Below are 12644 nucleotides of genomic sequence, written 5' to 3'. Positions count from 1 at the left end.
CAGTGACACCCGCACGCCACAGCCGGCAACCTATGTCTAGCCGCGCGCTAAAAACAGCCGGCTGACATCGTTGAACAAGGCGAGCGAAGTCAGGAGCAAGACGCAGGCGATGCCGACCTTCTGCAGCACAGCCTGCCAGCGGTCTGGTACGGGCCTGCCAGTCAAAAATTCAACGCAATAATACAGCAAATGCCCCCCATCCAATACCGGAATAGGTAACAAATTCAATACACCGAGGCTAACACTGACCAGCGCCAGGAAGCCGACAAAGGGCTGCCAGCCGAGGTGGGCGGCACGCCCCGCGTAGTCCGCCACGGTCAGCGGGCCGCTCAGGTTCTGCAGCGACGCCTGCCCCACCAGCATCTTTCCGAGCAGCTTGAGCGAGAGCACGCTGGTGCTCCAGACCTGCCCGACCGCGCGGCTCAGCGCCTCGACCGGCTGGTAGCGCACGGTCTCCATCTCGACCGCCTGGCTCAGCGCGGCGCCGAGCTTGCCGGTGGCGGCGGCTGCCGCGCTGGCGCCCTGCGCAGCAGGGACCGTATCCAGCTTCACGGGCACATCCAGGCGCCTGCCCTCGCGCTCGATGCCAAGCGTGACCTCGGCGCCGGGCCGTGCCCTGACCCCGCGGATCAGCTCCCCGGCCTGGGTCAGCGGGCGTCCCTGCCAGGCCACCACGCGATCGCCCTGGCGCAGGCCGGCGCGTTGCGCGGCGGAGTCCGGCAGGACTTCGGTAATCGTGACCGGGCCGCCCTTGAGGGCCAGTCCCAGCGTGGCAAGCGGGTCTTGTTCGGGATTGCCGCCGGTATTCGGCAGCCGCGGCAGCTTCACATCGCGCTCGGCGCCATCGGCCGCGCGCACGTGCAGCACCGCGCTGGCGTCGCCAAAGCCCTGGGCGAACACGGCCATGCGCAGGTCGTTCCAGGAACGCACCTGCTCGGTCTGGCCATTGGCCTGCAGCGCCAGCACGCGATCGCCCTCGCGCAAGCCCGCCTCGGCCGCGGGCGTGCCGGCAGGCGGCGCCGCGACGATGGGCGCGGCCTCGCGCATGCCACCGGCAAACAACACGAAATACAGCACGATCGCCAGGGCAAAATTGGCCAGCGGCCCGGCTGCCACGATGGCGAAGCGCTTGGCCACCGGCTGCCGGTTGAAGGCGCGTGGCAGGTCGGCGGCATCGACCGGTGCATCATGGCCCGGATCGCTCTCACGCTCGTCGAGCATCTTGACGTAGCCACCCAGCGGAATCGCGGCGATGGTCCATTCGGTGCGGTCCCGCCCCTTGGACACCCAGCGCACCAGCGGCCGCCCGAAGCCGATCGAGAAGCGCAGCACCTTGACCCCGCACAGGCGCGCGGCCAGGTAGTGACCCATTTCATGGAAATAGATCAGGATGCAAAGGGCAGCGACGAAAGCAATTACGGTTTGCATGGCAGGCAGCTTGTCGTCAGGGGCTTAACGCCTCGATAGCACAAAGGAGACGCCGGGCACGAGCCCCGGCAACCGGTGCGCCGGCATCGGCCGGTGCGCCGCTATTGTCGCCGATCCCGGCCGCGCCTCCACCGGCGTCATCACGAACGCGCGCCTTCCAGCAAGGCGCCGGCGCGGCGGCGCGCCTCCTGGTCGGCGTCCATCACGCCTTCCAGCGTGTCGACGCTGCCGGGCGAGGCCTGCGCCAACACCTGCGCCACGATGCGCGCGATGTCGGTGAAACGGATCTGGCCTTGCAGGAACGCTTCGACGGCAACCTCGTTGGCGGCGTTCAGGATGACCGGGGCCACCCCGCCTGCCCGCAAGGCGTCGAACGCCAGGCCCAGGCAGGGAAAGCGCGCCAGATCCGGGGTTTCGAAGGTCAGCGCGCCGGCACGGGTAAGGTCCAGCGGGGAAACGCCCGCGTGCATGCGCTCGGGATAGGCCAGCCCGTAGGCGATCGGCGTGCGCATGTCAGGGTTGCCGAGTTGGGCCAGCACCGAGCCGTCGGCGTAGGACACCATCGAATGCACGATGCTCTGCGGGTGGATCAGCACCTCGATGCGGTCCGCCGGCGCGGCGAACAGCCAGTGCGCCTCGATCACCTCCAGCCCCTTGTTCATCATGGTGGCGGAGTCGACCGAGATCTTGCGGCCCATCACCCAGTTCGGATGGGCGCAGGCCTCGTCCGGCGAGATATCGTGCAAGGTGGCCGGATCCCGGGTCCGGAACGGGCCGCCGGAAGCCGTCAGCAGGATCTTGGAGACGCCCGCGCCCAGGCGCGGATCGTCGGCCGGCAGACACTGGAAAATGGCATTGTGCTCGCTGTCGATCGGCAGCAGCGTGGCGCCGTGCTCGCGCACGGCATCCATGAAGAGCCGGCCGGACATCACCAGCGCTTCCTTGTTGGCCAGCAGCACGCGCTTGCCCGCCCGCGCCGCGGCCAGCGTGGGACGCAGCCCGGCGGCGCCGACGATGGCTGCCATGACCGAATCGGCGGCGGGGTCGACCGCCACCGCTTCCAGCGCTGCCTCGCCATAGCCAACCTCGGTCTTCACGCCGGCCGTGCGCAGCAGCGCTTCCAGCTCGCTCGCTGCCTGGGCAGTGCCGACCACGGCGTGGGCCGGGCGGAATTCCCGGCATAGCGCAGCCAGCTTGTCGACCTGCCGATGTGCCGTCAGCGCATGGACCGCATAGCGCTCGGGGTGGCGCTTGACCACATCAAGCGTACTTTCCCCGATCGAGCCGGTGGCACCCAGGACGGTAATACGACGCATATCAGATCAACTCAAAGATAGATGGCCAGCAAGGCGGCCAGCGGAAACACGGGCAAGAGGGCATCGATCCGGTCGAGCACGCCACCATGGCCTGGCAACAGCCTGCTGCTGTCCTTCATGCCGACCTGGCGCTTGAGCAGCGACTCGAAGAGATCCCCCACGACGCTGGCGACCACCAGCAGGGTAGACAGCAGCGCCACGACTGCCAGGCCGTTATGGTCGGCCATGCCAGAGAACCAGGTTGGGGAAAAAGCTTGGGTAGCGGCCAGCCCGAGAGCGATCAGCAGCACCACCAGCCAGCCGCCGATCGCGCCTTCCCAGGACTTGCCCGGGCTGATGGTGGGGGCAAGCTTACGCCGCCCGATGGCCTTGCCGACAAAATAGGCGCCGATATCGGCCGCCCAGACCAGCACCGCCACCGACAGCAGCACCCCGATGCCCAGCTCGCGCAGGATCAAGGTGGCGTGGCCGAACGCGGGCAGCATGAACAAGCCGAGAATGGCGCTCAGCAAGGTAAAGGACGGGCTGGCCTGGCGCACGCCGCGCGCCAGCAGCACCACGGCGACGCCCCAGCAGGCCACGCCGACCTGCAGCAGGCGGGTCAGCGCCTGGCGGTCGGCAGCATCATGCCAGCCGACCAGGGCGACCAGGCAGGCCACCGCATAGACATAGGGCCAGACGCCGCGCAGCCCGATCAAACGACCGAATTCCCAGCCCGCCAGGACGACGATCACCGCCACCAGGCCGGCCAGCGCCGACGGGGGTGCCAGGAACAGGATCGGCAGGATCAGCAGCAACAGGCATACGGCGGTGATGACACGGGTAAGAAGCATGCGCTGCGGGATTCCGGTGAAAAAATGGAAAACGGCTTCAGGCGGTGCCGGAAAGGCCGGGTGGTGCCACCACTTGCGCGCTGGTACGGCCGAAGCGGCGCTCGCGCTGCCGGTACGAGGCAAACGCCTTGTCGAGCTCTGCGGCGCTGAAATCCGGCCAGAACACGTCGGTGAAATAGAGCTCGGAGTACGCCAGCTGCCACAGCAGGAAATTGCTGATGCGCTGCTCGCCCCCGGTGCGGATGAACAGGTCGGGCTCGGGCGCGTAGGCCATGGCCAGGTGCGGCGCGAGCATGGATTCGTCCACGGATTCCGGATCGAGCATGGGCGAGCGCGCCAGCATCTTGCGCATGGCCTGGAGCAGGTCCCAGCGGCCGCCGTAATTGGCGGCGATGGTCACCGTCAGGCCGGTGTTGCCGTCGGTGCGGGCCTCGGCGTCGGCGATCAGCTGCTGGATGCGAGGGCTGAAGCGGCTCAGGTCGCCAACCACCCTCACCCGGATATTGTTGGCGTGCATCTTGACCACCTCGCGGCGCAACGCGGTCATGAACAGCCGCATCAGGAACGAGACTTCGTCCGCCGGGCGGCGCCAGTTCTCGGAGCTGAACGCGAACAGGGTCAGGTACTGCACGCCACGCGCGGCGCAGGCTTCCACCACGGCCCGCACGGCATCCAGGCCACGGCTGTGGCCGGCAACGCGTGGCAGGTGCCGCTTGGTCGCCCAGCGGCCGTTGCCATCCATGATGATGGCAACGTGGCGGGGCACATAGGTGGAGTCGGGGACGCTGAGCGTGGAACTGATGTGATGCATGATGGGAAACGGTACCGGACACAGCGGCGGCTGGCAAGCCGCCGCATTATGCGTCACACCGTCATGATCTCCTTGTCCTTCTCGGCAACCATCCTGTCGATCTCGGCGACGAACTTGTCGGTCAGCTTCTGGACATCGTCCTGTCCGCGGCGCTCGTCGTCCTCGGAAATGGCTTTGTCCTTGACCAGCTTCTTGAACTGCTCGTTGGCATCGCGGCGCAGGTTGCGCACGGCGATCTTGGCGCCCTCGGCCTCACCCTTGACGACCTTGGCGAGTTCCTTGCGGCGCTCTTCGGTCAGCATGGGCATGGGCACGCGGATGGTCTCGCCCATGGTCGACGGGTTCAGGCCCAGGTCCGCGTCGCGGATGGCCTTCTCGATGGCGCTGACCATCTTCTTTTCCCACGGCTGCACACTGATGGTGCGCGAATCGGCCAGGCCGACGTTGGCCACCTGGCTGATCGGCACCGGGGAGCCGTAGTAATCCACTTGTACGTGGTCGAGCAGACCCGTGTGTGCACGACCAGTGCGAATCTTGGCCAGGTCGGCCTTGAACGCTTCAATGGTCTTTTGCATTTTCTGCTCGACGCTCTTCTTGGTGTCGGCGACGCTCATTTTTACCTCCGAAAACGGGTAACCATGATCCCGGACGGCGGGATCGAAAATGAATCATTCTACTCTTTGCCGGCACGCGCGCCACCTTCGGCGGCAGCGCACCAGCGCCTGTTGCAGCACTTATACGTGCACCAGCGTACCTTCGTCTTCGCCCAGGATCACGCGTCTGAGCGCGCCCGGCTTGACGATGGAGAACACCTTGATCGGCAGCTTCTGGTCGCGGCACAAGGCGAACGCCGTGGCATCCATCACCTGCAGGTTGCGCGAGATCGCCTCATCGAAGGAGATGGTGGTGTAGCGCGTTGCGCTGGGGTCCTTCTTCGGGTCGGCGGTGTAGACGCCGTCCACCTTGGTCGCCTTGAGCACGATCTCCGCGCCGATTTCCGCGCCACGCAGGGCGGCAGCGGTATCGGTCGTGAAGAAGGGGTTGCCGGTGCCGGCGGCGAAGATCACCACCTTACCCTCCTCCAGCTGGCGGATGGCGCGCGGGCGGATGTAAGGCTCGACCACCTGGTCCATGCGCAGGGCCGACTGCACGCGGCCAACGATGTCGGCGTGACGCATGGCATCCTGCAGGGCCAGCGCATTCATCATGGTGGCCAGCATGCCCATGTAGTCGGCCGTGGCGCGGTCCATGCCCGCTGCCCCGCCGGCCACGCCGCGGAAGATGTTGCCACCGCCGATCACCACCGCGACCTGGACGCCCAGCCTCACGATCTCGGCGATGTCATTGACCATGCTCTCGATGGTCGAGCGATTGATGCCGAAGGCATCATCACCCATCAGGGCTTCGCCGGACAATTTCAGTAGGACGCGCTTATAAGCTGGCATATTGATCCCCGGGGCTGGTTCGGCTCGTTCTGTTGAGTCGGATATTTGAAGGCAAGCGGCACGGATCGGCGTGCCGCCGCTATAAAAGCCGGTTTTCGGGGTGGCCTGGTTGCTGCACTGCAAACGCAGAACAAACATGCGCTTGAAGCACGGCAGGTCAGACGACTGCGGAAACGGGCTACTTCGCCCGCGCCGCACGGGTAAGCGCGGCGCGGTCATTTGTGCCGAGGGGCACCTTGCGGTGCCCCTCGGCATTATACGGCGACCGGTGGGGCACCCTACCGGGCACCCTGGTCGCCAGGACTTCAGGCCTTTTGGGCGGCTGCCACCTGGGCGGCCACTTCAGCGGCAAAGTCGTCCTGCTTCTTCTCGATGCCTTCACCGACCACGTACAGGGTGAAACCCTTGACCGTGGTGTTGGCGGCCTTGAGCATCTGCTCGACGGTCTGCTTGTCGTTCTTCACGAAGGTCTGGTTGAACAGCGACACTTCCTTCAGGTACTTCTGCACCGAGCCGTCGACCATCTTGGCGACGATTTCGGCCGGCTTGCCCGATTCGGCAGCCTTTTGCTCCGCAATGCTGCGCTCCTTGGCGATCAGCTCGGCGGGCACGTCGGCGGACGACAGCGACACCGGCTTCATCGCGGCAACGTGCATGGCCACGTCCTTGGCGGCGGTTTCGTCGCCGTCGAACTCGACCATCACGCCGATGCGGGTGCCGTGCAGGTAAGCAGCCAGCTTGCCGCCATTGGCGTAGCGGGCAAAGCGGCGGATCGCCAGGTTTTCGCCGATCTTGCCGATCAGGGCGGTACGGGTGGCTTCAACGGTCACGCCATCGATTTCCAGCGCCGACAGCGCAGCCACGTCGGCCGGGTTCTGCTTGGCGACCAGTTCGGCGACCTTGTTCGAGAACGCCATGAAGTCGTCGTTCTTCGACACGAAGTCGGTTTCGCAGTTCAGTTCCACCAGCGCGCCGGTGGTACCTTCGATGAAGGACACGACCACGCCTTCGGCGGTCACGCGCGAAGCGGCCTTGCTGGCCTTGTTGCCCAGCTTGACGCGCAGCAGCTCTTCAGCCTTTTCCAGGTTGCCGTCGGCCTCGGTCAGGGCCTTCTTGCATTCCATCATCGGCGCGTCGGTCTTCGCGCGCAGTTCTGCCACCATGCTTGCGGTAATTGCCGCCATTTGTCACTCCTTGAATGGTTCGCCCCGCCCTATCCCGCCGTCGGTCTGGCAGGATCTGGGATCCGGAGGTATGTTCAACTTCACCCGCGCCAGATCATGCCAGGGGCGGATGACAACAATTCGAAAAAAGGGGGCGTAAGATTCGCCCCCTCGATTGCCGGAAAGCCCCGGCTGCGCGCAGCGCCCCGGCCCTGGGGCCGGTTGGCTAGCGGTGATGTGTCAGCTTGCGATGCGCGCGGTACGGGGTCCTTGCGGCAGCAAGCCTTTAGGCTTCTTCGACTTCGACGAAATCGTCGCCGCCGCGAGCGGCTTCAACCACGTCCTGCACGGCGTTTGCACGGCCTTCCAGGATCGCGTCGGCCACGCCGCGCACGTACAGGGCAACTGCCTTGCTCGAGTCGTCGTTACCCGGGATCACGTAGTCGATGCCTTCCGGCGAGTGGTTGGTATCGACCACGCCGATGACGGGCACGCCCAGCTTCTTGGCTTCGGTCACGGCAATCTTGTGGTAGCCGACGTCGACCACGAAGATGGCGTCAGGCACGCCGCCCATGTCCTTGATGCCGCCGATGGACTTTTGCAGCTTGTCCATTTCGCGCTCGAACATCAGGGCTTCCTTCTTGCTCATGGTTTCCAGCGCGCCGGCTTCCTTGGCGGCTTCCATGTCCTTCAGGCGCTTGATCGAGATCTTGACGGTCTTGAAGTTGGTCATCATGCCGCCGAGCCAGCGGGCGTCGACGTAGGGCATGCCAGCGCGGCCTGCTTCTTCAGCCAGGATTTCGCGCGATTGACGCTTGGTGCCCACGAACAGCACGGTGCCGCGATTTGCTGCCAGTTGACGCACGTACTTCAGCGCGTCCTGGAACATCGGCAACGTCTTTTCGAGGTTGATAATATGGATCTTGTTGCGGTGGCCGAAGATGTACGGAGCCATCTTGGGGTTCCAGAAGCGGGTTTGGTGGCCAAAGTGGCAACCGGCTTCCAGCATTTCGCGCATGGTAACGGACATGAAAAATCTCCAAAAGGGTTAGGTCTGAAGTCCGCCCCGACATTCCTGAAAAGGAACACCCCGGATGGACGGACTCGCAATTTCAAAAACTTTGTATATTTAGTAAGCGCAAGGCGCCTGCCAAATACAGCGGCCACAAGTTAGTAGCTGCCCCGGCCTGCGAGCCGCTGCCAGCATGGTCACATCGACACGCCAGGCAGCTGCAAGAAAGCCAGCCAGAGATTGTAGCAACAAAACAGGACTTCGCTCAAGAGGCCAATCGCCATGGAATGGAGGCGCCCATAGCCGGCGAAGCCCGTTTTCGGCTGCGGTTGGTGGCCGATGGTGCGATAATCCCACTTTAAGATTCGATTTGAGGCGCAGCCCGTGGCTTCGCCGCCACTTTTGCGAGCAGCATGAGCATCCATATCAAGAACGCCGACGACATCGCCCAAATGCGGGTAGCCTGCCGGCTGGCCTCCGAGGTCCTCGACTACATCACGCCCTTCGTCAAGCCGGGAGTCACCACCGGCGAACTCGACCGGCTGTGCCACGCCTATATGCGCGAAGTGCAGGGCACGGTACCCGCGCCCCTGAATTATGCGCCGCCGGGCTACCCGCCCTTCCCCGGCGCCATCTGCACGTCGGTCAACGACGTCATCTGCCACGGCATCCCGGGCGAGCGCGTGCTGAAGTCCGGCGACGCGGTGAACCTCGACATCACCGTGATCACCAAGGAAGGCTACTACGGCGACACCAGCCGCATGTTCATCGCCGGAGAGGGCTCGATCCTGGCCAAGCGCCTGGCTCAGATCACCTTCGAGTGCATGTGGAAGGGCATCGCCCAGGTGCGCCCCGGCGCCCGCCTCGGCGATATCGGCCATGTGATCCAGGTCCATGCGGAAAGCGCTGGCTATACCGTGGTGCGCGAGTACTGCGGCCATGGCATCGGCAAGAACTTCCACGAAGACCCGCAGATCCTGCACTACGGCCGCCCCGGCACCGGCATGGAAATCCAGCCCGGCATGATCTTCACGATCGAGCCGATGGTCAACGCAGGCAAGCGCGATATCCGCACCATGCCCGACCATTGGACCGTCAAGACGCGTGACCGCAGCCTGTCCGCGCAGTGGGAGCACACCATCCTGGTGACCGAGACCGGCTACGACGTGCTCACCGTCTCCGCGGGCACGCAGGCGCCGCCGTCGTTCGTCACTGATTCTGTTGCAGCCTGACGCTACGGGCGCCAAAGTTGGCGCCCTTCTTATTTCAGCCGTCCCTTCGATGCCCCAAGCCCTAGCCATGGACGCCACGCCGGAAATCATCCTCGCCACCCGTGTTCGCGATCAGCTGAAAGCCGACAAGCAAGCCGTGTTCGCGGACTTCAACGCGCACGGCCATGTCGGCCACCTGCTGACGCGCCTGCGGCGCGCGGTCGATACCGCGCTGGTCGAAGCCTGGCGCGGCCTGGGCCTGCCGGACGACAGCGCGCTGGTGGCGGTGGGCGGCTACGGGCGCGGCGAGCTGTTCCCGTTTTCCGATGTGGATGTGCTGCTGTTGCTGCCATCGGAGCCCGACGAGGACACCACCTCCAGGCTGGAGAAGTTCATCGGCCTGTGCTGGGACCTGGGGCTTGAAATCGGCTCCGCCGTGCGCACCGTGGACGACTGCATCCGCGAATCGCGCCAGGACGTGACGATCCAGACGTCCTTGCTGGAAGCGCGCCTGCTGACGGGCAACCGCAAGCTGTTTTCCGAGCTGCAGACGCGCTACCAGGCCGACCTGGACCCGCGCGCCTTCTTCCAGGCCAAGCTGCTGGAAATGCGCCAGCGCCACGCCAAGTACCAGGACACGCCCTACTCGCTCGAGCCCAACAGCAAGGAAAGCCCCGGCGGCCTGCGCGACCTGCAGGTGATCCTGTGGATGACCAAGGCGGCCGGCCTGGGCGACAGCTGGAAGGAACTGTTCGAGCGCGGGCTGCTGAGCGAGCGCGAAGCGCAGGAGCTCGCCCGCAACGAGCGCCTGCTCAAGACCATCCGCGCGCGCCTGCACCTGGTGGCCGGACGCCGCCAGGACGTGCTGGTGTTCGACCTGCAGACCGCGCTGGCCGAGTCCTTCGGCTATCGGCAGAACAATAACAAGCGCGCCAGCGAGCAGCTGATGCGTCGTTATTACTGGGCGGCCAAGGCGGTCACGCAGCTCAATATCGTGCTGCTGCTCAATATCGAGGCCATGCTGTTCCCCAGCGAATCCAAGGTGACCCGCGTCATCAACGAGCGCTTCGTGGAACGCCAGGGCATGCTTGAGATCACCAGCGACGATCTCTACGAGCGCGAGCCCCACGCCATCCTGGAAACGTTCCTGGTGTACGAGCGCACGCCGGGCGTCAAGGGCTTGTCGCCACGTACGCTGCGCGGCCTGTACAACGCCCGCACGGTGATGGACGCGAGCTGGCGCAACGATCCGGTAAACCGCCGCCTGTTCCTCGCCATCGTGCAGGAGCCGCAGGGCATCACCCACGCGCTGCGCCTGATGAACCAGACCAGCGTGCTGGGCCGTTACCTGATCAATTTCCGCCGCATCGTCGGGCAGATGCAGCACGACCTGTTCCACGTCTACACGGTGGACCAGCACATCCTGATGGTGGTGCGCAACATGCGCCGCTTCGCCATCGTCGAGCACACGCACGAATTCCCCTTCTGCAGCCAGCTGATGGCCACCTTCGACCGCCCCTGGGTGCTGTGGGTGGCGGCGCTGTTCCACGACATCGCCAAGGGCCGCGGCGGCGATCACTCCAAGCTTGGCACGGCCGACGCGCGCCGGTTCTGCAAGCAGCACGGCATCGAGCGCGAAGATGCCGACCTGATCGCCTGGCTGGTCGAGCATCACCTGACCATGAGCCACGTGGCGCAGAAGCAGGACCTGACCGATGCGGATGTGATCCATGCCTTCGCCCGCGTGGTCGGCACCGAGCGCTACCTGACCGCGCTCTACCTGCTGACGGTGGCCGATATCCGCGGCACCAGCCCCAAGGTGTGGAACGCGTGGAAGGGCAAGCTGCTGGAAGACCTCTACCGCATCACGCTGCGCGTGCTGGGCGGCGCGCGCGTGGACCCGCATTCGCTGTGGGCGCAGCGCAAGGACGACACCATTGCGCAGCTGCGGCTCAAGGCGTTCGACCCGGAACTGGGCAAGCCATTGTGGGCCCAGCTCGACGTGGCCTTCTTCCTGCGTCACGATGCGCGCGACATCGCCTGGCTCACGCGGCATCTGTACAACAAGGTGGACAGCCCGGTGCCGGTGGTCAAGGCGCGCCTGTCGCCCGCGGGCGAAGGCCTGCAGGTGGCGGTCTACGTCAAGGACCAGCCCGACGTGTTCGCGCGCATCTGCGGCTATTTCGAGCGCAAGAGCTTCTCCATTCAGGAGGCCAAGATCCACACCACGCGCCACGGCTATGCGCTGGATACCTTCCAGGTGACCGACCCGGGCATCAGCAGCGATGCCAGCGGCAACTACCGCGACATCATCGCGCTGGTGGAGCACGAACTGGCGGAGCGCCTGCAGCAGCAAGGCACGCTGCCGGAACCCGCCCAGGGGCGGCTGTCGCGCCAGTCGCGCAGCTTCCCGATCAAGCCGCGCGTGGACCTGCGCCCCGACGAACGCGGCCAGTACTACCTGCTTTCTTTGTCGGCCAACGACCGCACCGGCCTGCTGTACGCGATCTCGCGCGTACTGGCCAAACATCGCACCTCGGTGCATACCGCCCGCATCAATACGCTCGGCGAGCGGGTGGAAGACGTTTTCCTGGTCGATGGCAGCCGCCTCGCCTCGGATAACAAACTGCAGTTACAGCTTGAACAGGACCTGCTGGCGGCGCTGGCCATCTAGGCCGGACGCCCCACATAGAAGATATGACCGATAGCAATTCGCCCAAGCGCAAGACGCTGGGCATCAAGACCGCCGCGCCCGAGGGCAACGCCCGCAAACCCGCCGCCACCCGGCCGGTGCGGGTGTCCGACCTGAACCGTGGACGCGTGCGCGCCGTGGTCGACGGCATCAAGCAGGCACAGGAACGCGCCGGCGGCCGCAAGAAGGCGGAAGACGCTGGCCAGCGCCCGCCGCGCGGCCCGCGTACGGGCGACGGCCAGGACCGGCCGCGCCGCTTCGGTCCAGGCGAGGCGCAGGACCGTCCGCGCCGCTTTGCCGGCGAAGGCAACGATCGCCCGCGCCGTTTCGACTCCGGCGAAGGGCAGGACCGTCCGCGCCGTTTCACCCCGGGTGAAGGCCAGGATCGGCCCCGCCGCTTTGGCGGCGACAGCAATGACCGCCCGCGCAACTTCGGCCCCGGCGAAGGCCAGGACCGTCCGCGTCGCTTTGCCCCGGGCGAAGGCCAGGACCGTCCCCGCCACTTTGCTGGCGAAGGCAATGACCGCCCGCGCAACTTCGGCTCCGGTGAAGGCCAGGACCGTCCGCGTCGCTTCGCGCCCGGCGAAGGCCAGGACCGCCCGCGCCGTTTTGCGCCCGGCGAAGGCCAGGACCGCCCGCGCCGTTTCGCGCCCGGCGAAGGCCAGGACCGCCCGCGCCGTTTCGCGCCCGGCGAAGGCCAGGACCGCCCGCGCCGTTTTGCGCCCGGCGAAGG

9 protein-coding genes and 2 pseudogenes are annotated in these 12644 nt (G+C 65.8%); 3 read left to right on the top strand and 8 right to left on the bottom strand.

Translation table 11 applies throughout. The annotated features are described in order from the left end of the window. Positions 1–36 precede the first annotated feature (36 nt). The 8 genes from rseP to rpsB all read right to left on the bottom strand — a co-directional run bounded on the left by rseP (position 37) and on the right by rpsB (position 8026). On the bottom strand, positions 37–1428 hold the full coding sequence (gene rseP / locus ACYP5B_RS18985; RefSeq protein WP_400091285.1) for an RIP metalloprotease RseP: 1392 nt from the start codon (positions 1426–1428) through the stop codon (positions 37–39). Positions 1429–1568: 140 nt separating this feature from the next. Then, entirely contained in the window at positions 1569–2744 is a 1176-nt protein-coding gene (ispC, locus tag ACYP5B_RS18980; protein ID WP_459570728.1) for a 1-deoxy-D-xylulose-5-phosphate reductoisomerase, read from the bottom strand. 11 nt (positions 2745–2755) lie between these two features. Further along, complete coding sequence (locus ACYP5B_RS18975; RefSeq protein ID WP_459570727.1) at positions 2756–3577, bottom strand: phosphatidate cytidylyltransferase; 822 nt, start codon at positions 3575–3577, stop codon at positions 2756–2758. A 37-nt stretch (positions 3578–3614) separates the two neighbouring features. Then, on the bottom strand, positions 3615–4388 hold the full coding sequence (locus ACYP5B_RS18970) for an isoprenyl transferase (RefSeq protein WP_318231968.1): 774 nt from the start codon (positions 4386–4388) through the stop codon (positions 3615–3617). A gap of 53 nt (positions 4389–4441) precedes the next feature. Next, positions 4442–5002 carry a ribosome recycling factor gene (gene frr, locus ACYP5B_RS18965; protein ID WP_043346946.1) on the bottom strand — a complete coding sequence of 187 codons (561 nt, stop codon included), beginning with the start codon at positions 5000–5002 and terminating at the stop codon, positions 4442–4444. 120 nt (positions 5003–5122) lie between these two features. Further along, a complete protein-coding gene (gene pyrH, locus ACYP5B_RS18960; protein ID WP_267603350.1) occupies positions 5123–5833 on the bottom strand; it encodes a UMP kinase in 711 nt (236 codons plus the stop codon). Between the two features lie 305 nt (positions 5834–6138). After that, the gene (gene tsf / locus ACYP5B_RS18955) at positions 6139–7017 is read right to left on the bottom strand and encodes a translation elongation factor Ts (protein ID WP_400091281.1); all 879 of its coding nucleotides are present in this window, start codon (positions 7015–7017) and stop codon (positions 6139–6141) included. A gap of 265 nt (positions 7018–7282) precedes the next feature. Further along, the gene (gene rpsB, locus ACYP5B_RS18950) at positions 7283–8026 is read right to left on the bottom strand and encodes a 30S ribosomal protein S2 (protein WP_043346950.1); all 744 of its coding nucleotides are present in this window, start codon (positions 8024–8026) and stop codon (positions 7283–7285) included. 392 nt (positions 8027–8418) lie between these two features. Between rpsB and map the strand changes: the two are divergent. The 3 genes and pseudogenes from map to ACYP5B_RS18935 form a co-directional block, all read left to right on the top strand. Continuing rightward, positions 8419–9240: pseudogene (gene map / locus ACYP5B_RS18945) on the top strand (type I methionyl aminopeptidase); the annotation flags it as partial. A 67-nt stretch (positions 9241–9307) separates the two neighbouring features. Further along, a complete protein-coding gene (locus tag ACYP5B_RS18940; RefSeq protein WP_400091312.1) occupies positions 9308–11893 on the top strand; it encodes a [protein-PII] uridylyltransferase in 2586 nt (861 codons plus the stop codon). A 23-nt stretch (positions 11894–11916) separates the two neighbouring features. Next, a pseudogene (locus tag ACYP5B_RS18935) lies at positions 11917–12644 on the top strand (pseudouridine synthase); the annotation flags it as partial.

The organism is Cupriavidus sp. 8B, assembly GCF_054589115.1.
This window is presented reverse-complemented; position numbering and strand designations above follow the sequence as displayed.

What these genes read in the sequence shown, in the direction of transcription:
- rseP (WP_400091285.1), bottom strand. Translation starts at nt 1,428, where the DNA reads ATGCAAACCGTAATTGCTTTCGTCGCTGCCCTTTGCATCCTGATCTAT.
- ispC (WP_459570728.1), bottom strand. Translation starts at nt 2,744, where the DNA reads ATGCGTCGTATTACCGTCCTGGGTGCCACCGGCTCGATCGGGGAAAGT.
- ACYP5B_RS18975 (WP_459570727.1), bottom strand. Translation starts at nt 3,577, where the DNA reads ATGCTTCTTACCCGTGTCATCACCGCCGTATGCCTGTTGCTGCTGATC.
- ACYP5B_RS18970 (WP_318231968.1), bottom strand. Translation starts at nt 4,388, where the DNA reads ATGCATCACATCAGTTCCACGCTCAGCGTCCCCGACTCCACCTATGTG.
- frr (WP_043346946.1), bottom strand. Translation starts at nt 5,002, where the DNA reads ATGAGCGTCGCCGACACCAAGAAGAGCGTCGAGCAGAAAATGCAAAAG.
- pyrH (WP_267603350.1), bottom strand. Translation starts at nt 5,833, where the DNA reads ATGCCAGCTTATAAGCGCGTCCTACTGAAATTGTCCGGCGAAGCCCTG.
- tsf (WP_400091281.1), bottom strand. Translation starts at nt 7,017, where the DNA reads ATGGCGGCAATTACCGCAAGCATGGTGGCAGAACTGCGCGCGAAGACC.
- rpsB (WP_043346950.1), bottom strand. Translation starts at nt 8,026, where the DNA reads ATGTCCGTTACCATGCGCGAAATGCTGGAAGCCGGTTGCCACTTTGGC.
- ACYP5B_RS18940 (WP_400091312.1), top strand. Translation starts at nt 9,308, where the DNA reads ATGGACGCCACGCCGGAAATCATCCTCGCCACCCGTGTTCGCGATCAG.